Below are 19,773 nucleotides of genomic sequence, written 5' to 3'. Positions count from 1 at the left end.
AATGATATCAATTAACTTTGCAACTATGGAAAGAGATCAGACAGAAGAACTTAGAGCCCTGCAGGATACCCTTTATTTCATTGGTGGGAAATGGCGAATTCCTGTTATCAACTCACTTTGTAACGGAAACAGGCGCTTCAGGGAAATTGAGCGAAGTATTCCCGGAATTACCACCAGAATGCTATCCAAAGAACTGAAAGATATGGAACTGAACAAACTGGTAAAACGCACCGTTTACCCGGAAACTCCTGTTTTAATAGAATATGAGCCCACAGAATATTGCCGCACTTTTGGAAATATCATCCAGGAAATGATCAATTGGGGTAGGGAGCATAGGAGAGTGATTGTGGAGGATAGGTGAGAGGTAGCAGATTTTAGGTTGCAGGGATTAGGAATTAGGGATTAGGGACGCACGTCGACCTATATGAGTAATTATGTGCTAAATTCCCCTCCTTTGGAGGGGTGGCAAAAATTCAAAGAATTTTTGACGGGGTGGTCTTAAATAGTATAGTATTAAAAAGACGGGGTAGTTTAGCAAAGTATTACCCACAAAAAAAGCCCCTTAGAAAAGGAGCTTTTATTTATATCAAAACGAACAATTAAATTCCGTCAATAATTTCATTTAAAACAGTGCTAGGTCTCATTGCTGCATACGTTTTGTATGTGTCAGTTTTGTAATACCCTTCAATGTTTTGAGGTTTACCCTGAGCACCAATTAATTCTGCATTGATTACCTCTTCATTTTCCTGCATTGCCTGAGCAATAGGAGCAAACTTAGCGGCCAATTCAGCATCAGCAGTCTGGTTAGCTAACGCTTCAGCCCAGTACATTGCTAAATAGAAGTGAGAACCTCTGTTGTCAATCTGACCTACTTTTCTTGCAGGAGATTTATCTGTAGCTAAGAATTTAGCATTCGCTTCATCCAATGCATCAGCTAAAACCTGAGATTTTGTATTCCCCTGAGTCTGTGCCAAGTGCTCTAAAGAAGCCTGAAGTGCCAAGAATTCACCTAGAGAATCCCATCTTAAATAACCTTCTTCTAAGAATTGCTCAACATGTTTTGGAGCAGAACCTCCGGCACCTGTTTCAAATAAACCACCACCGTTCATCAACGGAACGATAGAAAGCATTTTTGCAGAAGTACCAAGCTCAAGGATTGGGAAAAGGTCTGTTAAGTAATCTCTCAATACGTTTCCGGAAACAGAGATTGTATCTTTACCTTCTCTTGCTCTTTTCAGAGTTTCAGTCATAGCATCTTTTACATCAAGAATTCTGATGTCAAGACCTGTTGTATCATGATCTGCAAGATATTTTTCTACTTTTTTGATGATTTCTCTGTCGTGAGCTCTTCCTTTGTCTAACCAGAAGATAGCAGGAGTATCAGATAATCTTGATCTGTTTACTGCTAATTTTACCCAGTCCTGGATAGGAGCATCTTTAGTCTGGCACATTCTGAAGATATCATCTTTTTCTACTTTCTGAGAAAGAAGAATGTTTCCGGCTTCATCCTGAACTTCTACAGTTCCGTCAGCAGCTAATTGGAAAGTTTTATCGTGAGAACCATATTCTTCAGCTTTTTGAGCCATTAGACCAACGTTTGGAACAGATCCCATTGTAGTAGGGTCTAATTTTCCGTGCGCTTTCATATCGTCAATGACAGACTGATAGAAACCTGCATAAGAACGGTCTGGGATGATACAAACTGTATCTTCTTCGTTTCCGTCTTTGTTCCACATTTTACCTCCTCCTCTTACAAGAGCTGCCATAGATGCATCAACGATGATGTCAGAAGGTACGTGGAAGTTAGTAATTCCTTTGTCAGAATTTACCATTGCCACTCTAGGTCCGTTTGCCAAAGCAGTTTCAATATCAGCTTTGATATCAGCTTCCTGAGCATTTCCTTTGATTTTATCAAAAAGATCAGCAAGACCGTTATTTGGATTAATGTCTAAAGACTTGAAAGTCTCAGCATATTTTGTAAATACTTCTTTGAAGAAAGTCTCAACGATAGCCCCGAAAATGATTGGGTCAGAGATTTTCATCATGGTAGCTTTAAGGTGGGCAGAAAGAAGTACATTTCTTTTCTTAGCTTCCTCAATAGCTTCCTGAACGAATGCTTTTAATGCATTTAAATTCATTACAGAAGAATCAATAACCTCACCAGCCTGAAGACCTGCGAAATCTTTTAATACAGACTCAGAAACGTCATTTCCTTTGAAAACGATTCTGTATTTTGCAGCATTTTCTAATGTTGTAGAATTTTCTGTACCGTAGAAATCACCATTGTTCATGTGAGCTACGTCAGTTTTGCTGTCAGATGCCCAGTCACCCATTCTGTGAGGGTTTGCTTTTGCATAGTTTTTAACAGCTTTTGGAGCACGTCTGTCAGAGTTTCCTTCTCTTAATACAGGGTTTACAGCACTTCCTAATACTTTTGCATATTTAGCTTTGATTGCTTTTTCTTCGTCATTTTTAGGCTCTGCAGGATAGTTTGGAACTGCGAAACCTTTACCTTGTAGTTCAGCAATTGCAGCATCCAATTGAGGTACAGAAGCAGAAATGTTAGGTAACTTAATGATGTTAGCATCAGGTTGTGTAGCCAATTCTCCTAGTTCTGCCAAAGCATCACCAATTTTCTGGTCGTCTTTTAAAAACTCAGGGAAGTTAGCTAAAATTCTTCCTGCCAAAGAAATATCCGGAACAGCAATTTCGATATCTGCTGATTTTGTGAAAGCTTTTACAATTGGTAAAAACGAGTGAGTAGCCAGCATTGGAGCTTCATCAGTAAGAGTGTAATAGATTTTTGATTTTTCTGACATTATACTGTTATTTTTTATTTGAAATTTTAAGTCCCACAAATTTAGTAAATATCATTGTTTTATTTAAGATATTTCCAAAAAAAACAGAGGCTTTTGAATCTTTAATGGTGTATCTGTATAATTTATGCCCCGGTTCTGTTTACATTTATTTGAAAACAATTTTATAATTTTCATAGATTGAGCTTTTCTGTATAGAGATCTTCGTTTTTTCAGGGAATTAATCTGGAAAAATTTTTGTTCGGAAAACTGAATATCAGATGAATGATTTTTATTTTCACTTTAAGATTAATTTAACCATAATAAAACTGGGAAAATTTTCTTTTTTGATTAAATTTGAAAAACTTAAAAATAAATATTATGTCGACGACAATCACTTTAAAAGGAAACGAAGTACACACAATAGGAACATTGCCATCTGTAGGAACTACTGTAAAAGACTTTGCATTGGTAGACTCAGGTTTAGCAGTAAAGACTCTTGAAACTTTCGCAGGAAAGAAAAAAGTATTCAATATTTTCCCAAGCATCGATACTCCTACTTGTGCTGCTTCTTCCAGAAAATTCAATGAAGAGGCTTCAAAACTTGATAATACAGTAGTGATCAACGTTTCTAAAGACCTTCCATTCGCATTAGGAAGATTCTGTGCAGCTGAAGGATTGAATAATGTAGAAACACTTTCAGACTTCAGAAGCAGCTTTGGAGATGATTATGAAGTGACTATTACAGATTCTCCTTTGAAAGGGCTATTGAGCCGTGCAGTGATCGTTACGGACGAAAACAATCAGGTAATTTATACTGAGCAGGTTCCGGAAATTGCTAATGAGCCTAATTATGATGCTGCTCTTGCCGCATTAAAATAATAAAATAATTTTTGTAAAGAAGCCTTGTGAATCATTTTGCAAGGCTTTTTTTGAAAATAAAACCTAATCAAATCACACCAAATGACGTCAAATAATTATAAGCAATATGGAGAGCTGTTTCAGGTAGACTCAGAGCATTTTGAGGAATTCTATGCATTGCTTCACGATACAAAACTCTTAAAATCTGATTTTTTTCTGAAACAAGGAGAAAAATGCAAATATCTGGGATTCATAAAAAAAGGAACCATCAGGTCTTTTTATATCAATGATCAGGGACGAGAGATTAATTTCGGATTCTATTTTGAAAATGAATTTTTTACTGATTATGAAAGTATTCTTTGTGATACCGTATCCAATATGAATATTGAGGCTCTGGAAAATTGTGAAATTTTACTGCTGAGTAAAGATCATCTTCAGAATTTATATAAAAAAGAAGCATACTGGCAGCAATTCGGGAGAGTAATGAGTGAAAAAATTTATCTGGATGCCAAAAAACGAATTGATGATCTTCTGTGCTTTTCCCCTGAAAATAGATACCTCAATCTTGTTAAAAAACAACCTGCACTCTTTCAGAAAATAGCCCAGAAACATATCGCCAGTTACCTCGGTGTAACAGAACAGTCACTCAGCCGGATAAGAAGTCGTATTGTTAATTAACTTAAGTTAACGTCCACTGCTATTTTAAACTGTAGCTTTACCATCATCAAATTTTAACACAATCATTATGGAACAAAAAGATTTAACCATTATTTTGGTACACGGAGCATGGGGAGACGGTTCACACTGGCAGTATGTTATCCCTTCATTGACAAAAGCGGGATATAAAGTAAGAAGTGTTCAGAATCCATTAACTTCACTGCAGGACGATATTAATAAGACAAAAGATCTTATTGACGCCCAGGACGGGAAAGTGCTTTTAGTAGGGCATTCTTATGGAGGTGCAGTTATTTCAGGAGCCGGTCATCATGACAAAGTTGTAGGACTTGTTTATATTGCGGCTTTTGCACCGGATGCAGGAGACAGTCTGGGATCTCTGTTAGGAAGAAGAGAATCACCAGGTGGAGCAAGTATTTATCCTGATAACAAAGGTTTTTTATGGATTAAATATGATGAATTCAAATCTGCTTTCTGCCAGGATTTAGATGATGAAAAAGCACTGGTAATGTCATTATCACAAAAACCAATTCATGGTCAGTGTTTTGGAGATGTAGCAGGTGAACCAGCCTGGAAAACCCGCCCAAGTTGGTATCAGATCTCATTGCAGGACCGTATGATTCCTGCCGAAACAGAAAAAGAAATGGCAGAACGTCTTGAACCGAAGAAAATCATTTCTTTAGATGCAGGACACGCTTCACTGGCATCGCATCCTGAAGAAGTTACGCAACTGATTTTAGAAGCAGCCGCTTCCGTTTAATACCAGATACAGGACAATAATTTATTAAGCCTTGTGAAATTTTACGTAATTTCACAAGGCTTTTTTAATGAAAAATAGTACAAAATGGTAAAAAGAATTGTAGCCAATATTAAAACCGATGATCTTTCCAGAGCCAATCAGTTTTATCAGGATATTTTAGAACTGGATGTTTTGATGGATCATGGCTGGATAAAGACACTGGGTAACGCTGAAGAAGCAAAAATTCAGATCAGCTTTGCCGAACAGGGAGGAAATGATACCGAAGTTCCGGATCTTTCCATTGAAGTGGATAATGTAGATGAGGTCTACCACAAAATGAAAAATGCAGGTTTTGAAATCACTTACGAGCTCACTAATGAAGACTGGGGAGTCCGCCGATTTTTCGTTAAAGATCCGTTTAAGAAGTTGATCAATATATTGTCTCACCAATAAATACAAATACAATGAAAGCAGATAGAATTATTCCCGTATTAAGAATCTTCGATTATCAGAAAACAAAAGAATTTTATGTTGACTGGTTGGGGTTTGAAATCGTTTGGGAACATTATTTTGATGAAAACACTCCCGTTTACATGGAAGTGAAAAGAGAAAATATTATTTTCCATTTAAGCGAACACCACGGAGACGGAACACCCGGAACAAGGGTTGCGGTTTGGGGTGAAGGTGTTCCTGAATATCACAAAGAACTCATCGACAAAAAATACAAATACAACCGTCCCGGACTTGAAAAAACATTTTATGGAGCCGTATCTTTTACCGTAATTGATCCTTTTGGAAATAAAATTACTTTTGAAGAAGAATATAATGAAGAAAAACATAAAGATCTGCAGTTGTATTCCCACGATTGATTCTGATTAAACAACATAACAGATAGACATCACAGCACTATGTTTTCCAATATACATCAGGAATTTGAAGTTCCGGAAGAATTAAAAGATACCATCAAATGCTTTTGGTATAACAAAAGAAATTATGGAGAAGAACCGTCTGAATTTACAGTGCTTCCGGATGGTTATACAGAAATTATTTTTCATTTCGGCAGTGGATGCAGTATTTCTCATCACGGAACTTCACAGACTTTGCCTTCTCCGTTTATTATGGGACTACTCAATCAACCAGCTCTTTTTCATGCCCAAAATCAATTGGAAATTATTGGAATCAGATGTTTTCCCTGGGCTGTTTTTGATTTGCTGGGGCTTTCGTCAGAAAAAACAGAAAATGGTGTCCATACATTTGAACATCCTGTAGCAAACCTTCAAACTGTATTGAATGATCTGATTATCCAAGGAAAAATAGAGGAAGCGATTTCTAAGGTAGAGCACTATTTTATGAAATTACATGGAAGTATCAAATCAGACAGCCTTCTTTCCAAAGCCGGAGCTGCTATGAGAAAAAATAAAGGAGCCATCCCTGTCAATCAGGTGGCAGATTCAGCGCATACAACTGTCAGAACATTAGAAAGAAAATTTAAGCAGTCTTCCGGTCACACTGTAAAAGACGTCTCCGGAATTATGCGATTTGAACAGATAAGAAACCGTCTATGGAATACTCCTGAAGCTTCCATTGCTGAACTTGCACAGGAATTTGGATATACAGATCAATCCCATTTAAGCAGAGAATTTAAACGGTACAGTGGTACAACACCTGCCGTTTTTGCGCGAGAAGCCAAAAAAAGGAAGCAGACCTTAAGCAATGATTTTGTCGCATTTGTACAAGCATAAAAGAAACGCATTCCGAAATTTTGTACCATACTAAATACATTAAAAATTATGGTACTAAATCATAAAAAAGTCGCCATCATTGGCGCTGGCCCCGTTGGTTTAACAATGGCCGTTCTATTACAGCAAAAAGGTGTTGAAGTGAATGTTTATGAAAGAGATTTGAATGCCCAAACAAGAGTCTGGGGCGGTACACTGGATCTTCATAAAGAATCAGGGCAGAAAGCTATGAAAAAAGCAGGGTTACTAGATCAGTATTACGCTAGGGCTTTACCTATGGGAATCAAAATTGCTGATGAACAAGGAAATATTCTGTTTACAAAAGAAATCACACCCGAAAATCAATATGACAATCCTGAAATCAACAGAAATCATCTGAGAGAAATGCTGCTTGGCAGTTTGGCCGATGATACCGTAATCTGGGACATGAATTATATCGGAATGGAAGAGAATGATGGCCAATGGCTGCTTCACTTTAAAGATAAACCTGATGTGACAGCTGATCTTGTTATCGGTGCTAATGGAGGAATGTCCAAAGTAAGAAAATATGTAACAGATGCGGAAATAGAAGAAACCGGAACCTTTATCATTCAGGGAGATATTCCTCAGCCTGAAAAATCGTGCCCCGAATTTTTCAATTGGTGTGATGGGAAAAGACCAATGGTAGCTTTTGAAGGCAATTTGCTGGTTGTCAATCCGTATAACAATGGTGTCATGACTTACGGTGTCATATTCAAAAAGCCTGAGGAATGGGAAAATGGTTGTACTTTGGATTTTAGAAATACAGAACAGGTCCGCCAGTTTCTTTTCGAAAGATTTTCTTCATGGAGTGAGCTTTATCAACAGCTATTTAACTCAACTTCATTTTTTGTAGGGTTACCAACAAGAAAAATTCCATTAGACAAACCGTGGAAAAATAACCGTCCTTTGCCCGTAACATTGATTGGTGATGCAGCACATTTGATGCCTCCTTTTGCCGGACAGGGTGTAAATACCGGATTGCTGGATGCTTTGATTTTATCAGAAAACCTGACAGAAAGAAAATACGAAACCCTATCCGAAACCATTGAAGCTTACGAAAAAGAGATGTTTATTTATGCCAAAGAAGCTCAGCTTGAATCCTGCAAAAATGAGCTGGAAATGCGTGATGTCAACTTCTCTTTTACAAGCCTTATTCAATAATGATTGATTGAATGACAGAATTAATGATCCGGATCATTAAATAGTAAGATGAATAAACTTACCTTTACATTTTAATAATAGAATGAAACGTTCAGGAACAGCAGATTTACCCCTTCACTATGGCAAAGTACCGCCATGGCTGTATGAACGTATGTCTGTTCTGGGACTTTCCATTATTGAAGTCATTCTGATGGATTATGGTAAAGATGAAGTACTTCGCCGACTGGCAGATCCGTTCTGGTTTCAAAGCTTTGGAGCGGTGATGGGAATGGACTGGCATTCTTCAGGAATTACCACTTCCGTTATGGGTGCTTTGAAACGTTCTATTAATCCTAATTCTCAATCGCTGGGACTTTATATTTGTGGTGGAAAAGGAAAATTTTCCCGGGAAACTCCATCAGAGTTAATCAGAATTGCAGATAAAACTGGACTGAACGGAAACGATCTGGTACGAGCAAGCAAACTTTCCGCAAAAGTAGATAACACAGCGATTCAGGATGGATATCAGCTGTATTTGCACAATTTCATTCTTTCAGACAATGGAAACTGGAGCGTTATCCAGCAGGGAATGCATGAGTCTGATGGAACGGCAAGACGCTATCACTGGCATTCCGAAAATATCACCTCTTTTGTAGAAAAACCTCACACAGGAATCAATGGGATTTCAAGAGGAAAGATTCTTAACCTTACTGATACCGAAGCTTCGGAAAACAGAAGAGGAATTCTGGATATTTCCCATACCGATTCGGCAGAAGTGATGAAGGATTTTGCCAGGCTGATTCTTCCTGCTCATCATGACGTTCAGGCTTCTGACGTGGATCTGAAACGTCTGGGAGCACTTTTGTATGTTACCAGAGAACAGCAGCCTCAGAATTTCGAAGATTTACTGATGCTGGAAGGAGTAGGACCAAGAACTATGCAGTCATTAGCTTTGGTAAGCGAAGTGATTCACGGGGCGCCGTCAAGATTTGCAGATCCCGCAAGGTTTTCCTTTGCTCATGGAGGTAAAGACGGACACCCTTTCCCTGTCCCGATCAATACGTATGACGAAAGCATCAGCATTCTCAGAAAAGGAATTGAGAAGTCTAAACTGGGAAATTCTGATAAGCTGAATTCTTTGAACAAGCTTCACCAGATTGTTACTGATGCGGAGAAAGATTTTACTCCGGATTTTGATATTCAGCAGGTTATTGAAGAAGAAAGACAAAACTCATGGCGTTTTGGCGGGAAAACCGTATTTGGAGATGCCCAGAAACCTGATAAACCTCCCAAACCAATACAGCTTTCCTTATTTTAAAACAAAAATTACACAATTCTATTGCCATTAAATAAACGTTTTACCATTCCCATCCTTTGGAGGGGTGGCGAAAATTCAAAGAATTTTTGACGGGGTGGTTTTAAAAAATTATTTAGATGTGTTTGGTTTTAAAACACTTATTATTTTACTATGATATATGGTCTTTCTTAAAGATTAAATGACTTTGTTTAATGTTTTTAACATTAATTCAATTAAAAATTTTATTTTTAAAAACTTAAAAAAAATTGACCAAATGACGAACAAAGCCCTTGAAATATGTTACGATTTTCCCTTCTTTTTCCCTGAAGAGCTTGCTGAAATATTTCAGGCTCACGAAAAAAGATCCTTCCAGAAAGGAGACCTCATTCTTGAAGAAGGAAAAACTGCCAATGAATATTATATTCTTGAAAGCGGATTAGCACGTTCCTACGTTAATGATTTCAACGGTAATGAAGTAACCACCCATTTCTTCACAGAAAATGAAGTGATTATTGAAGTTTTATCGATGTTTCAGAGGGTTCCTTCTCAAGAAAATATTGTTTGTATTACAGATTGTGAATGCTGGAGGCTGGATTATGATACTTTTCAGGAGCTGTTCCATAAAATCCCCAATCTTAGAGAATGGGGCAGATCATGGATGTCTCAGGAACTTTTTGCCTACAAACAAAGATCTGTAGAAATGTTTACCCTTTCGGCAACCAAAAGATATCTCAATCTATTGGAACAGAAATCTAAAGTCATACAATTTGCTCCTCTCAAACAGATTGCTTCCTATCTGGGAGTTACAGACACTTCTTTGAGCCGTATTCGTAAGGAAATTGTTTCCCATCCTAAGAAAAATTAAATCTTGCCCTATGACAAGATGATTTTCATTACACCTTGGTAATTTTGGATAAGAAATTAACACTAAAATTACAAAAAATGAAAGTCAATCAAATTTATGTGAACCTTCCGGTAAAAGATGTACAGAAAACAAAAGACTTCTGGACAAAGTTAGGTTTTTCGATCAATGAGCAATTCTCAGATGACAGAGCTGCCTGTGTCGTTTTGAATGATACAAGTTATGTCATGTTTCTGCAGGAAGATTATTTTATGACCTTTACCAGTAAACCTGTGGCCAAAGAAAATACCAGTCAGGTAATTGTTGCAGTAGGAATGAATAGTCGTGAAGAAGTGGATAATGTAGTAAACACTGCTGTAGAAAACGGAGCGTGGCAGCATGAAGAGCCTGAAGATTACGGATGGATGTATCAGAACTCTTTCTGGGATCTGGATGGGCATGGCTGGAATATCACTTTTGCCGACATGTCTCAAATGCCGACAGAATAACGATTATCACATCAACACATCACTTATGGAAGCACAATCAAACGATATAGAAATTATAAAAAATCAGGTAGCAAGTACCTATTATGTGATTACTTCGAATATTGATGGCATAACCCATGAAGAATCTATGATTTTTCCCAATGGTGAAGCCAATTGTATGAACTGGATTCTTGGACATTTAATCTACATCAGAAATCCTTTACTGAATATTCTTGGTGAAGAATCCGTTTGGGATGGTGAGAAATTTTCATTCTACAACAGAGGAGAAATTGCTTTGGATCACAAAGATAAATTGATCAGCTTCGAGGATTTACAATCTTATCTGAAACAATCTCAGGATAAACTGGAAGCAAAACTCAATACGCTTGAAAGTTTCAAACCAGAAATGGTTAAAGATATATCCACTCTCAGTCTTCATGAAATCTATCACAGCGGGCAGTTGGGATATCTCCGCAGAATTTTAGGAAAACCGGGTGCTATAAAATAGATTCCTTGCTTTGCTCGGAATGACAAATGAACAATTGAAGTTTTCCATACTATTTTTAGAAGAGTACAATTTTATCGAAGATAAAATCCTCGCGCCTTAAAAACGTATAGTTTGTAAAATTCTTAGCGCCTTAGCGTTTCTCCAACCACTAATTTCTAACTTCTAATCTCTAATTAAAAATGGACACACCAAAATCAAAAAAAATGGAACTCGTTATTCCGGCTTACAGAATGCATTCCCAAAGTTTTATAAATGTTCTGGACGGTATTTCAGAAGAAGATGCTTTGAAAAGAATTGAAAATAAAACCAATCACATCGTATGGATGGCAGGAAACTTTGTCAACATGCGCTATGGCTTAGGCTGGGTACTTGGACTTCGGGAAGAAGATCCTTACAGCGATTTGTTTTTCCAGGGAAAAGCACTGGATGAAAGCTTTAAATATCCAACGTTGGCTGAATTGAAAGAAAACTTTCACGCAATTTCCGCCAAAGTATATGCAAAACTTTATGAAGTAACCGATGAAGAACTGGATGAAATATTTGAAATAGGAATGAACATCCCTTTCATCAAAGAAACAAAACTCAATTTTGTCGGAATGTGTATCGGCCGTGAAGACTATTTATGTGGTCAAATAGGCTTAATGCGCAGAATTCTGGACTATCCGGGAATGAAATATGATGTGGACGAAAATCTTAAATATTAATAATGAATCCAGTAGAAACAGGCTATAAAAAAGTCAATGGGATCCAATTGTATTACGAGATCTACGGATCAGGAAAGCCTTTGGTTCTGATTCATGGCGGTGGTTCTTCGATTCTATATGATTTTAAAGAGGTTATTACAAGGCTTGAGGATAAATTCCAACTTATAGGAGTTGACCTCCAAAATCACGGACGTAGCGAACATCGCGATATTCCGGAAACATTTGAACAGGACGCTGATGATGTTGCCGCTCTTTTAGCAGAGCTTAATATCAGGAAAGCTTCGTTCTGGGGATTCAGTAACGGTGGAAGTACCGTAATGCAGATTGGCCACCGTCACCCCGGAATTGTTGAAAAATTAGTGGTAGCCTCAGCATTTTATAAAAAAAATGGAATGATAGACGGCTTTTTCGAAGGAATGCAGGAAGCTACTTTTGATTCTATGCCGGAACCTTTCAAAATCAATTTTTTAAATCTTAACCCGGATTTTTCAAAACTGGAAAACCTCTTTGAGAAAGACTGCACAAGGATGCAGACGTTTGAAGATTGGGATGATGAGGTATTGTCTTCCATCAAATCTCCCACATTATTCATCTCCGGAGATCAGGATGTGATGAAACCGGAGCATACTGCAGCAATGTGGCGACTGGTAAAAGATTCACGATTAATGATACTTCCCGCTACTCATGGTACTTATATGATGCCTGATTTTGATGGAAGCATGGATGTTAACTTAATAGACTTTGCCGTCAGAGAAGTAGAAAAATTCTTAAACCATTAAGCATTTTTATTCATAGTAAATTAATTAATCCTTAATGGATCAGTAGTAGAAACTATATCTTATAATAATAACTTTAAAATTAAAAATCATGGCTAAATTAAATCCGTACCTAAATTTCGACGGAACAGCTGAAGAAGCGTTCAATTTTTACAAAACTGTTTTTGGTGGTGAATTCGTTGGAGGAATTCATAAAATGGGTAATGCTCCCGGTACTGAAAACCTTTCGGAAGAAGAAAAAAACAGAGTAATGCATATTGCTTTGCCTATTGGAGGGGATCTTTTAATGGCATCGGATATTGTACCTGGATTTGGGCAGACTCTTACCGTTGGAAACAACAATTATGTGTCTATTTTCCCTGATTCCAGAAACGAAGCAGACAGAATTTTTAAAGAACTTTCTGATGGAGGAAATGTAGAAATGCCGATTGAAGACCAATTCTGGGGAGACTATTTTGGCTGTTTTCAGGATAAATACGGTGTTCATTGGATGGTGAACTATAATGAAGAATATGCAAAATAATCTTATATTTAACTAATGATAAAAAAGAGGTGCCCATTTTTTTGGGCAGCTCTTTATTCAAACTTAAAAAAATAGAACTATGGATCCAATTAAAATAGACATTACAATTTTAGCTCCGGTTGAAAAGGTTTGGAATTATTTCAATGAGCCTAAACACATTACGAAATGGAATTTCGCCCACGAAAGCTGGCAATGTCCTAGTTCTGAAAATAACCTGAAGGTAGGAGGCAAATTCAAAAACAGAATGGAAGCCAGAGACAAAAGTTTCGGATTCGATTTTGAAGGCGTATATGATGAAATTATCCCTCATGAGATCATCAAATATCATATGGAGGACGGACGGAAAGTAGAAGTTGTTTTCGACAAAATAGATGAAAATACAACGAAAGTTATTGAAATTTTCGATCCGGAAAAACAAAATTCTGTGGAAATGCAGCGAGATGGCTGGTATGCTATCCTGAATAATTTCCACAAATATGTTGAGAATCATTAACTATATTTTTTGTAGCCATGATCAATCTAGTTATCATGTCAAAGAGTTTAAATTCTATGTATGCTTTTAATTATGACTCTGCAGAAGCATTCCTCCATGGAGTTATTGCAATGCGTGCAAGAAGAGCTTTAGAAAAAGAAAAAATAAATTCTTTGGAAAAACTTTCAGATTATTCCGAAAAAGAAATCATGCAGCTCCATGGTTTCGGTAAAAATACAATGATGAAACTGAAAAATTACATGGAAGAAAATCAGATGTGCTTTAAAGAAGCATAAAATAAATCTACAACTGGAAATTTTACAGTGTCACTGCAATAAAAGAGCAGTGTAATTTAAATGCATAGGCTTAGTATCTCTTTTGTTATTAAACCAAAAGAATCTGTGAAATTAACTTAATCTGAAACAGAAAAAATAAAATAAATCAATCCCCTGTTAAAATTTAAAATTATGAATAACGATATTTTCCCATGTCTCTGGTATGATGGAGATGCCAAACAATCTGCAGAATTTTACTGTAAAGTTTTTGGAGGTGAAATTACAGCAGATACCCCTGTTGTAATGAATGTTGACTTGTTTGGGCAAAGGCTTATGCTTCTGAATGGAGGTCCGCAGTTCAAGAAAAATGCGTCCATCTCTTTCATGGTAATCTGTGAAACTGAAGAAGAAGTGCAAAAATATTGGGACCAGTTATTGGAAGGCGGTATGGCCTTAATGGAACTGGGATCTTACTCATGGAGTCCGAAATACGGCTGGGTTCAGGATAAATATGGCGTAACGTGGCAGTTGTTCTTGGGAGAAAAAGCAAGCGAACAGAAAATAATTCCTACGTTGATGTTTATCCATCAGAATAATGGGAAAGCAAAAGAAGCAATGGAGCTTTACACAAAGACTTTCCCTAACTCAAGCATAGGAAATATACTGAACTATGGAGCAGGAAGCGAAGGTCATAACAGCCCGGAACCTGCAGAAAATGTACAGCATGCTCATTTTACGATTGACAATTACAGTCTGTTCTGCATGGATAATTCTTATGATCATCAGTTTGATTTTAATGAAGGAATTTCATTAGTTGTTATGACCGACGATCAGCAGCAGACCGATCACTACTGGAATACCTTTACAGCAGACGGGGGAAGAGAAAGTATGTGCGGCTGGCTGAAAGATAAATATGGAATGAGCTGGCAGATTGTTCCTAAAAGACTTATCCAGTTAATGAACGATGCTGATCGTGAAAAAGCTTACAAAGTAGTACAGGCAATGATGAAAATGCAGAAAATTATTATACAGGATCTGGAAGATGCTTATCATTCTTAAATATTTTCGGCGTATTGTTTGATGTTATTTAGAGAAAAGATTTGCTTATGAAAACACAGAACAAATCACAATCTAAATCAAAAGTCCCTAAAGAAGGGCTGTTTCCGGAAATTATCCGGAATGATTATCGCGGAAGCCGAAAGCTGCAGGGTAAAAAAGCGGTTATTTCTGGCGGAGACAGTGGCATAGGACAGGCCGTAGCCGTTCATTTTGCCAGAGAAGGAGCAGATGTTGCCATCATTTATAAAGAAAGCGATGATGATGCCAGAGAAACCAAAAAACTGGTTGAAAAAGAAGGGCAGAATTGCCTTCTGATCAGGGGAGATCTTACAAAAAAAGCTTTCAGAACAAAATGTGCAGATAAGATTAAAACAACTTGGAAAAAGCTTGATATTCTTGTCAATAATGCAGGAATCCATACTTCTAAAAGCAGTCTGGAAAAAATCTCTGATGAACAGATTCAGGAAACATTTGATACCAATATCATTTCTATGATTTCTTTCACCAGAAATTTTCTTCCAATGATGGGAAAAGGTGGCCGGATTATCTGCACAACCTCTGTCACAGCATATCGCGGAAGTGATCATTTAATTGATTATGCGGCAACCAAAGGAGCTGTTTTGTCCTTTATCCGCTCATTGGCTGATAATCTTGCAGAAAAAGAAATTCTGGTCAACGGAATTGCGCCGGGACCTATATGGACTCCACTTGTAAAAGAAGCTTTTGATGATCTTTCCAAGTTTGGAAAAGATACACCGCTGAAGCGTGCGGGCCAGCCATCAGAAGTAGCTCCAGCTTACGTTTTTCTTGCTTCCAAAGACGCAAGTTATATCACAGGAGAAATTATTCACATTAACGGAGGTGACTTTGTCGGAGGATAAGAAGCTGGAAGTTAGAAACTAGAAATTAGAATTTTCTCACCCTAAATCCTCAAAACACCAAGCCAGTCACCTGCAATCTATTATCTATAACCAAATACCTAAAATAAAAATGGAAAAATTATCATACGAAATAGAAATCAATGCTGAGCCAGAAAAAGTATGGAGCGTTCTTTGGGGAGATATTACCTACAGACAATGGACAACAGCATTTACAGAGGGTTCTTTTTATGAAGGAACTCTTGAAGTGAATAATATCGTCAAATTTCTTGATCCCAAAAATAATGGGATGTACAGCAGAGTGGAAAAAGTGATTCCTAATGAAGAAATAAAATTTCTACATCTCGGAGAGATTTATGATGGTATTGAAGTTCCTCAGGATTGGGGAGAAGCTACAGAAGCTTATTTTCTTGAGGAAAACGAAGAAGGAACTTTATTGAAAGCAGAGGTTCAAACTCCGGCAGAGTTCAAAGAATTCTTTGAAGAGAAATTTCCAAAAGCAATGACAATTGTGAAGCACCTTTCAGAAAATCAGCTGTAAATTATTCCACTCTAAAAAATAAAAAAATGGAAACCTTATCATACGAAACAGTAATTGATGCTCCCATGCAGAAAGTGTGGGACATCCTCTGGAATCCTGAAACATATAGTGAATGGACAAAATATTTCGGTGCAGGATCTGTCATGAAATCCGATTGGAAAGTAGGAGGGAAGACCTATTTTCTCAATGCTCATGGTGAAGGAATGGTTTCAACCATAGACAGTCTGGACGAGCCTAATCAGATCGTGTTCAAACATCTGGGAATGGTAGATAAAGAAGGTCATGAGGATACCCAGAGCAAAGAAGTTATGGAATGGAGTGGCAGCTTTGAAAAATATTTCCTGATAGATTTCGATGGGAAAACAAAGCTCCATACAGAAGTTCAGGTGGAAAAAGAATGGCAAGATCATCTCAATACAGGCTTTACGAAAGGATTAATGGTCGTAAAAAGTCTTGCAGAAGGAATAAGCCTTGGTTCAGTATAAAGAATTCAAAATTCAAAGTTTAGAACTGCTACCTGCCACCTAAAACCTAATCCCTAAAAAATGAAATTACTCGTTATACTTTTCGCAACATTTATTCTGGCTTTGCTGGGAACTTTTCTGTTTCAGGGAAAACCGGATTTTCTATTTTCAGGAAACCTGGGAATGGCTGTTTTTATCCTATTTACAGGCTTTTCTCATTTTAAGTTTCAAAAAGGAATGGCCATGATGATCCCGGATTTTATGCCTGGAAAAATGTTTTGGGTATACTTTACGGGAGTTCTGGAAATTGCAGCAGGAATTGGGCTTATGATTCCGGCTATTCGGGAACTGACAGCCATTTTCCTCATTATTTTTTATATTTTGGTTTTTATAGCCAATATCAATTCTTCCAGAAAAAAGATTAATATTTTTAAAGCCGATTACACGGGTCCGGGAATGAAATACCTTTACAATCAAAGGATTCCCATGCAGATTATCTTAATCGCCTGGACATGGTATTTTGGGATTTATTTGCATTAGATATAAAGACAGTCAATAAGACTGTCTTTTTTTATAAAATCATAAATTTTTCATTAATTGATAGAAATACTGTAACGTTTTAGGGGTATGGTATGTCTTATTATATAAATGCATTTGTTTTTTATTGTATAAAAATTAAATGCCTATATAACTTTAACCTTAAAAACAGAAGTTATGAACCTAAATCACAACATTTTTGGTACAGCTCTTATTGTACTATCTACCATTATGACCAACGCACAGAGCTCTACTGCCAAACTGCCGGGAGATCCTACTTTACCATCTTCCAAAGCCAATCTTGAGAAACTTATTTCTTATGATAAAGGGAACTTCAAATACAAAGTAGAAGATTACTTTGCAAGACCAAAAGCTTCAGCATTTAAAATTTCTCCTGACGGGAAATACCTTTCCTATAAAGAAAAAGATCAGGATAAAAAGAATCACGTATATGTAAAAGACCTTAGCACAGGGAAAATTACCAAAGCCATCGTAGAAAAAGATGACCTTGTGAGAGGCTATGGCTGGCTGAACAAAAAACGTCTTTTTTATACGCAGGATAGAGGCGGGAATGAGAATATTCATTTATACGCTACGGATATTGATGGAGGAAATCAGAAGGATCTGACCCCATTTGATGGAGTAAAAGTACAGTCAATCATTCCTATAAAAGATACAGATTTTGTTGTCGTTACCCTCAATAAAAATAATAAGCAGATTTTCGAACCTTTTAAGATCAATTATATTACGGGGGAAATGACCCAGTTATATGAAAATAAAGATGTTAATAGCCCTATTGACGACTATCTTTTTGATAAGGATGGAAATTTGAGAGGGTATAGTGTTCTCGAAAACGGATTAACTACAAAAACCTATTATAAAGACCTGCAGACAGGAAAATTCAATCTGATTAAATCTGCAGACTGGTCCGATACCTTCAGTATTATAGAATTTAATGAAAATTCTAAAAATAAGGATGAAGCTTATGTAGCAACTAATCTTGATAGTGATAAAGCAAGAATTGTACTCTATGATCTGAAGAAAAATGCAGTGATTAAAGAAGTGTATTCCAATCCTGTATATGATGTAAGTTCAATAAGCACTGCCGGTAAAAACAGAAATTATGAACTTGATTTCATCAGCTATGAAGGAGTAAAAGGAGAAACGGTTCCGGTAAGTGAATTTTATAAAGAAATTCATGACAAATTAAAATCTCAGTTTGGAGACAAAGAGTTCGGTATTGCTTCTTCTGATGATAATAATGATAAACTGTTGGTTGTTGTAGGAAGTGATAAACTCTACGGAACGTATTACGAATATGATACAAAAACCAAGCAGACCAAGCTTCTTTATAACCTGATGCCTCAGCTGAAAGAAGAAGATATGGCTGAAATGAGACCTATCGAATTTAAAAGTAGAGACGGCTTGACCATTCATGGATATATTACCTTGCCTAAAGCTGCACTGGAAGGTAAAAAAGTTCCTTTGATTGTAAATCCTCACGGAGGCCCTCAGGGAATCAGAGACCGATGGGGATTCAATCCGGAAACACAATTGTTTGCAAGTAGAGGGTATGCTACGCTTCAGGTTAACTTCAGAATTTCAGGAGGATATGGAAAATCATTCCAGAAAGCCGGCTACAAACAAATCGGAAGAAAAGCCATGGATGATGTGGAAGATGGTGTAAAATATGCCATTGAACAAGGATGGGTAGATAAAGATAAAGTTGCTATCTATGGAGGAAGCCACGGTGGATATGCAACATTGATGGGATTAATCAAAACTCCGGATCTGTATACCTGTGGAGTAGATTATGTAGGAGTTTCCAATATTTTCACCTTCTTTGCTTCCTTCCCGGAATACTGGAAGCCATACAAAGAAATGGTAAAACAGATCTGGTATGACCTGGACAATCCAGAAGAAGCTAAGATTGCTAAAGAAGTTTCTCCTGTGTTCCAGATTGACAAAATTAAGAAACCACTATTTGTGGTACAGGGAGCGAATGATCCAAGGGTAAATATCAATGAATCTGATCAGATCGTAAAAGCAATGCGTGCCAAAGGTTTTGAAGTTCCTTATCTTGTAAAATATGATGAAGGACACGGCTTTGGAAAAGAACCGAACAGAATAGAACTTTACAAGTCGATGTTAGGATTCTTTGCAGAAAATTTTAATAAGTAATTCTATCATAGAAAGCGGAAGACAAAGTCTTCCGCTTTTTTATTGGTGATAACATTGTTTAACACTGTGTAACACTATGATAACCTTTATTGAGTCTTTTATTCCAGATCTTTACCTGATGAAAAGTAAAGTTATGATCCATTTATTTTTTTCGATCCTTTTGAAAATTCTTATATTCATATTGTCATATATTGAAAACATGAGCAGTAATTTTTAAAATCTGAAATTTTGACGGAAAGCCGTCCTTCAATTCAGTAAA

At 36.9% G+C, this 19,773-nt stretch carries 24 protein-coding genes; 23 read left to right on the top strand and 1 reads right to left on the bottom strand.

What is annotated here, in order from left to right; all coding sequences use genetic code 11:
* The first annotated feature begins 25 nt into the window (after positions 1-25).
* Positions 26-361 (top strand): winged helix-turn-helix transcriptional regulator, encoded by a 336-nt coding sequence (locus ACM6F9_RS11205; protein ID WP_105700908.1) that lies wholly within the window; start codon positions 26-28, stop codon positions 359-361.
* Positions 362-599: 238 nt separating this feature from the next.
* Here the strand turns inward: ACM6F9_RS11205 and ACM6F9_RS11200 are convergent, their stop codons facing one another.
* A complete protein-coding gene (locus ACM6F9_RS11200) occupies positions 600-2,819 on the bottom strand; it encodes an NADP-dependent isocitrate dehydrogenase (protein WP_414845805.1) in 2,220 nt (739 codons plus the stop codon).
* Positions 2,820-3,176: 357 nt separating this feature from the next.
* Between ACM6F9_RS11200 and tpx the strand changes: the two genes are divergently transcribed.
* From tpx to ACM6F9_RS11090, 22 genes are all read left to right on the top strand, one after another.
* Positions 3,177-3,677 (top strand): thiol peroxidase, encoded by a 501-nt coding sequence (gene tpx / locus ACM6F9_RS11195; RefSeq protein ID WP_414845804.1) that lies wholly within the window; start codon positions 3,177-3,179, stop codon positions 3,675-3,677.
* Between the two features lie 81 nt (positions 3,678-3,758).
* Entirely contained in the window at positions 3,759-4,334 is a 576-nt protein-coding gene (locus ACM6F9_RS11190) for a Crp/Fnr family transcriptional regulator (RefSeq protein ID WP_414845803.1), read from the top strand.
* Positions 4,335-4,401: 67 nt separating this feature from the next.
* A complete protein-coding gene (locus ACM6F9_RS11185; protein WP_414845802.1) occupies positions 4,402-5,091 on the top strand; it encodes an alpha/beta hydrolase in 690 nt (229 codons plus the stop codon).
* A gap of 84 nt (positions 5,092-5,175) precedes the next feature.
* Entirely contained in the window at positions 5,176-5,523 is a 348-nt protein-coding gene (locus ACM6F9_RS11180) for a VOC family protein (protein ID WP_414845801.1), read from the top strand.
* 11 nt (positions 5,524-5,534) lie between these two features.
* Positions 5,535-5,939: a glyoxalase superfamily protein gene (locus ACM6F9_RS11175; protein WP_414845800.1), complete on the top strand. Its 405-nt coding sequence runs from the start codon at positions 5,535-5,537 to the stop codon at positions 5,937-5,939.
* Positions 5,940-5,978: 39 nt separating this feature from the next.
* Positions 5,979-6,812, top strand: coding sequence for a helix-turn-helix domain-containing protein (locus ACM6F9_RS11170; RefSeq protein WP_414845799.1), 834 nt, complete (start codon positions 5,979-5,981; stop codon positions 6,810-6,812).
* Between the two features lie 48 nt (positions 6,813-6,860).
* Entirely contained in the window at positions 6,861-7,991 is a 1,131-nt protein-coding gene (locus ACM6F9_RS11165) for an FAD-dependent oxidoreductase (RefSeq protein ID WP_414845798.1), read from the top strand.
* An 82-nt stretch (positions 7,992-8,073) separates the two neighbouring features.
* Complete coding sequence (locus tag ACM6F9_RS11160; RefSeq protein WP_414845797.1) at positions 8,074-9,288, top strand: DUF763 domain-containing protein; 1,215 nt, start codon at positions 8,074-8,076, stop codon at positions 9,286-9,288.
* A 253-nt stretch (positions 9,289-9,541) separates the two neighbouring features.
* Positions 9,542-10,132, top strand: coding sequence for a Crp/Fnr family transcriptional regulator (locus ACM6F9_RS11155; RefSeq protein WP_414845796.1), 591 nt, complete (start codon positions 9,542-9,544; stop codon positions 10,130-10,132).
* Positions 10,133-10,209: 77 nt separating this feature from the next.
* Positions 10,210-10,617 carry a VOC family protein gene (locus ACM6F9_RS11150; RefSeq protein ID WP_414845795.1) on the top strand — a complete coding sequence of 136 codons (408 nt, stop codon included), beginning with the start codon at positions 10,210-10,212 and terminating at the stop codon, positions 10,615-10,617.
* 25 nt (positions 10,618-10,642) lie between these two features.
* Positions 10,643-11,104: a hypothetical protein gene (locus tag ACM6F9_RS11145; protein ID WP_414845794.1), complete on the top strand. Its 462-nt coding sequence runs from the start codon at positions 10,643-10,645 to the stop codon at positions 11,102-11,104.
* A 203-nt stretch (positions 11,105-11,307) separates the two neighbouring features.
* Positions 11,308-11,808: a DinB family protein gene (locus ACM6F9_RS11140; protein WP_414845793.1), complete on the top strand. Its 501-nt coding sequence runs from the start codon at positions 11,308-11,310 to the stop codon at positions 11,806-11,808.
* 2 nt (positions 11,809-11,810) lie between these two features.
* Positions 11,811-12,587 (top strand): alpha/beta fold hydrolase, encoded by a 777-nt coding sequence (locus ACM6F9_RS11135; RefSeq protein ID WP_414845792.1) that lies wholly within the window; start codon positions 11,811-11,813, stop codon positions 12,585-12,587.
* Between the two features lie 88 nt (positions 12,588-12,675).
* On the top strand, positions 12,676-13,107 hold the full coding sequence (locus tag ACM6F9_RS11130) for a VOC family protein (protein ID WP_414845791.1): 432 nt from the start codon (positions 12,676-12,678) through the stop codon (positions 13,105-13,107).
* Positions 13,108-13,186: 79 nt separating this feature from the next.
* Entirely contained in the window at positions 13,187-13,600 is a 414-nt protein-coding gene (locus tag ACM6F9_RS11125) for an SRPBCC family protein (protein WP_414845790.1), read from the top strand.
* A 35-nt stretch (positions 13,601-13,635) separates the two neighbouring features.
* A complete protein-coding gene (locus ACM6F9_RS11120; RefSeq protein WP_228406990.1) occupies positions 13,636-13,875 on the top strand; it encodes a DNA-directed RNA polymerase subunit alpha C-terminal domain-containing protein in 240 nt (79 codons plus the stop codon).
* Between the two features lie 171 nt (positions 13,876-14,046).
* On the top strand, positions 14,047-14,913 hold the full coding sequence (locus ACM6F9_RS11115; RefSeq protein ID WP_414845789.1) for a VOC family protein: 867 nt from the start codon (positions 14,047-14,049) through the stop codon (positions 14,911-14,913).
* A gap of 47 nt (positions 14,914-14,960) precedes the next feature.
* Positions 14,961-15,794 carry an SDR family oxidoreductase gene (locus ACM6F9_RS11110; RefSeq protein ID WP_414845788.1) on the top strand — a complete coding sequence of 278 codons (834 nt, stop codon included), beginning with the start codon at positions 14,961-14,963 and terminating at the stop codon, positions 15,792-15,794.
* A 109-nt stretch (positions 15,795-15,903) separates the two neighbouring features.
* Entirely contained in the window at positions 15,904-16,332 is a 429-nt protein-coding gene (locus tag ACM6F9_RS11105) for an SRPBCC domain-containing protein (protein WP_414845787.1), read from the top strand.
* Between the two features lie 26 nt (positions 16,333-16,358).
* The gene (locus ACM6F9_RS11100) at positions 16,359-16,817 is read left to right on the top strand and encodes an SRPBCC family protein (RefSeq protein ID WP_414845786.1); all 459 of its coding nucleotides are present in this window, start codon (positions 16,359-16,361) and stop codon (positions 16,815-16,817) included.
* Positions 16,818-16,877: 60 nt separating this feature from the next.
* Positions 16,878-17,336 (top strand): DoxX family protein, encoded by a 459-nt coding sequence (locus ACM6F9_RS11095; protein ID WP_414845785.1) that lies wholly within the window; start codon positions 16,878-16,880, stop codon positions 17,334-17,336.
* Positions 17,337-17,510: 174 nt separating this feature from the next.
* A complete protein-coding gene (locus ACM6F9_RS11090; RefSeq protein WP_414845784.1) occupies positions 17,511-19,514 on the top strand; it encodes a S9 family peptidase in 2,004 nt (667 codons plus the stop codon).
* Positions 19,515-19,773 lie beyond the last annotated feature (259 nt).

The organism is Chryseobacterium sp. IT-36CA2 (assembly GCF_949767875.1).
GTDB lineage: Bacteria > Bacteroidota > Bacteroidia > Flavobacteriales > Weeksellaceae > Chryseobacterium.
This window is presented reverse-complemented; position numbering and strand designations above follow the sequence as displayed.

What these genes read in the sequence shown, in the direction of transcription:
- ACM6F9_RS11205 (WP_105700908.1), top strand. Translation starts at nt 26, where the DNA reads ATGGAAAGAGATCAGACAGAAGAACTTAGAGCCCTGCAGGATACCCTT.
- ACM6F9_RS11155 (WP_414845796.1), top strand. Translation starts at nt 9,542, where the DNA reads ATGACGAACAAAGCCCTTGAAATATGTTACGATTTTCCCTTCTTTTTC.
- ACM6F9_RS11140 (WP_414845793.1), top strand. Translation starts at nt 11,308, where the DNA reads ATGGAACTCGTTATTCCGGCTTACAGAATGCATTCCCAAAGTTTTATA.
- ACM6F9_RS11185 (WP_414845802.1), top strand. Translation starts at nt 4,402, where the DNA reads ATGGAACAAAAAGATTTAACCATTATTTTGGTACACGGAGCATGGGGA.
- ACM6F9_RS11200 (WP_414845805.1), bottom strand. Translation starts at nt 2,819, where the DNA reads ATGTCAGAAAAATCAAAAATCTATTACACTCTTACTGATGAAGCTCCA.
- ACM6F9_RS11125 (WP_414845790.1), top strand. Translation starts at nt 13,187, where the DNA reads ATGGATCCAATTAAAATAGACATTACAATTTTAGCTCCGGTTGAAAAG.
- ACM6F9_RS11090 (WP_414845784.1), top strand. Translation starts at nt 17,511, where the DNA reads ATGAACCTAAATCACAACATTTTTGGTACAGCTCTTATTGTACTATCT.
- ACM6F9_RS11115 (WP_414845789.1), top strand. Translation starts at nt 14,047, where the DNA reads ATGAATAACGATATTTTCCCATGTCTCTGGTATGATGGAGATGCCAAA.
- ACM6F9_RS11160 (WP_414845797.1), top strand. Translation starts at nt 8,074, where the DNA reads ATGAAACGTTCAGGAACAGCAGATTTACCCCTTCACTATGGCAAAGTA.
- ACM6F9_RS11120 (WP_228406990.1), top strand. Translation starts at nt 13,636, where the DNA reads ATGTCAAAGAGTTTAAATTCTATGTATGCTTTTAATTATGACTCTGCA.
- ACM6F9_RS11135 (WP_414845792.1), top strand. Translation starts at nt 11,811, where the DNA reads ATGAATCCAGTAGAAACAGGCTATAAAAAAGTCAATGGGATCCAATTG.
- ACM6F9_RS11145 (WP_414845794.1), top strand. Translation starts at nt 10,643, where the DNA reads ATGGAAGCACAATCAAACGATATAGAAATTATAAAAAATCAGGTAGCA.
- ACM6F9_RS11190 (WP_414845803.1), top strand. Translation starts at nt 3,759, where the DNA reads ATGACGTCAAATAATTATAAGCAATATGGAGAGCTGTTTCAGGTAGAC.
- ACM6F9_RS11150 (WP_414845795.1), top strand. Translation starts at nt 10,210, where the DNA reads ATGAAAGTCAATCAAATTTATGTGAACCTTCCGGTAAAAGATGTACAG.
- ACM6F9_RS11180 (WP_414845801.1), top strand. Translation starts at nt 5,176, where the DNA reads ATGGTAAAAAGAATTGTAGCCAATATTAAAACCGATGATCTTTCCAGA.
- ACM6F9_RS11170 (WP_414845799.1), top strand. Translation starts at nt 5,979, where the DNA reads ATGTTTTCCAATATACATCAGGAATTTGAAGTTCCGGAAGAATTAAAA.
- ACM6F9_RS11095 (WP_414845785.1), top strand. Translation starts at nt 16,878, where the DNA reads ATGAAATTACTCGTTATACTTTTCGCAACATTTATTCTGGCTTTGCTG.
- ACM6F9_RS11105 (WP_414845787.1), top strand. Translation starts at nt 15,904, where the DNA reads ATGGAAAAATTATCATACGAAATAGAAATCAATGCTGAGCCAGAAAAA.
- ACM6F9_RS11165 (WP_414845798.1), top strand. Translation starts at nt 6,861, where the DNA reads ATGGTACTAAATCATAAAAAAGTCGCCATCATTGGCGCTGGCCCCGTT.
- ACM6F9_RS11130 (WP_414845791.1), top strand. Translation starts at nt 12,676, where the DNA reads ATGGCTAAATTAAATCCGTACCTAAATTTCGACGGAACAGCTGAAGAA.
- ACM6F9_RS11175 (WP_414845800.1), top strand. Translation starts at nt 5,535, where the DNA reads ATGAAAGCAGATAGAATTATTCCCGTATTAAGAATCTTCGATTATCAG.
- ACM6F9_RS11100 (WP_414845786.1), top strand. Translation starts at nt 16,359, where the DNA reads ATGGAAACCTTATCATACGAAACAGTAATTGATGCTCCCATGCAGAAA.
- ACM6F9_RS11110 (WP_414845788.1), top strand. Translation starts at nt 14,961, where the DNA reads ATGAAAACACAGAACAAATCACAATCTAAATCAAAAGTCCCTAAAGAA.
- tpx (WP_414845804.1), top strand. Translation starts at nt 3,177, where the DNA reads ATGTCGACGACAATCACTTTAAAAGGAAACGAAGTACACACAATAGGA.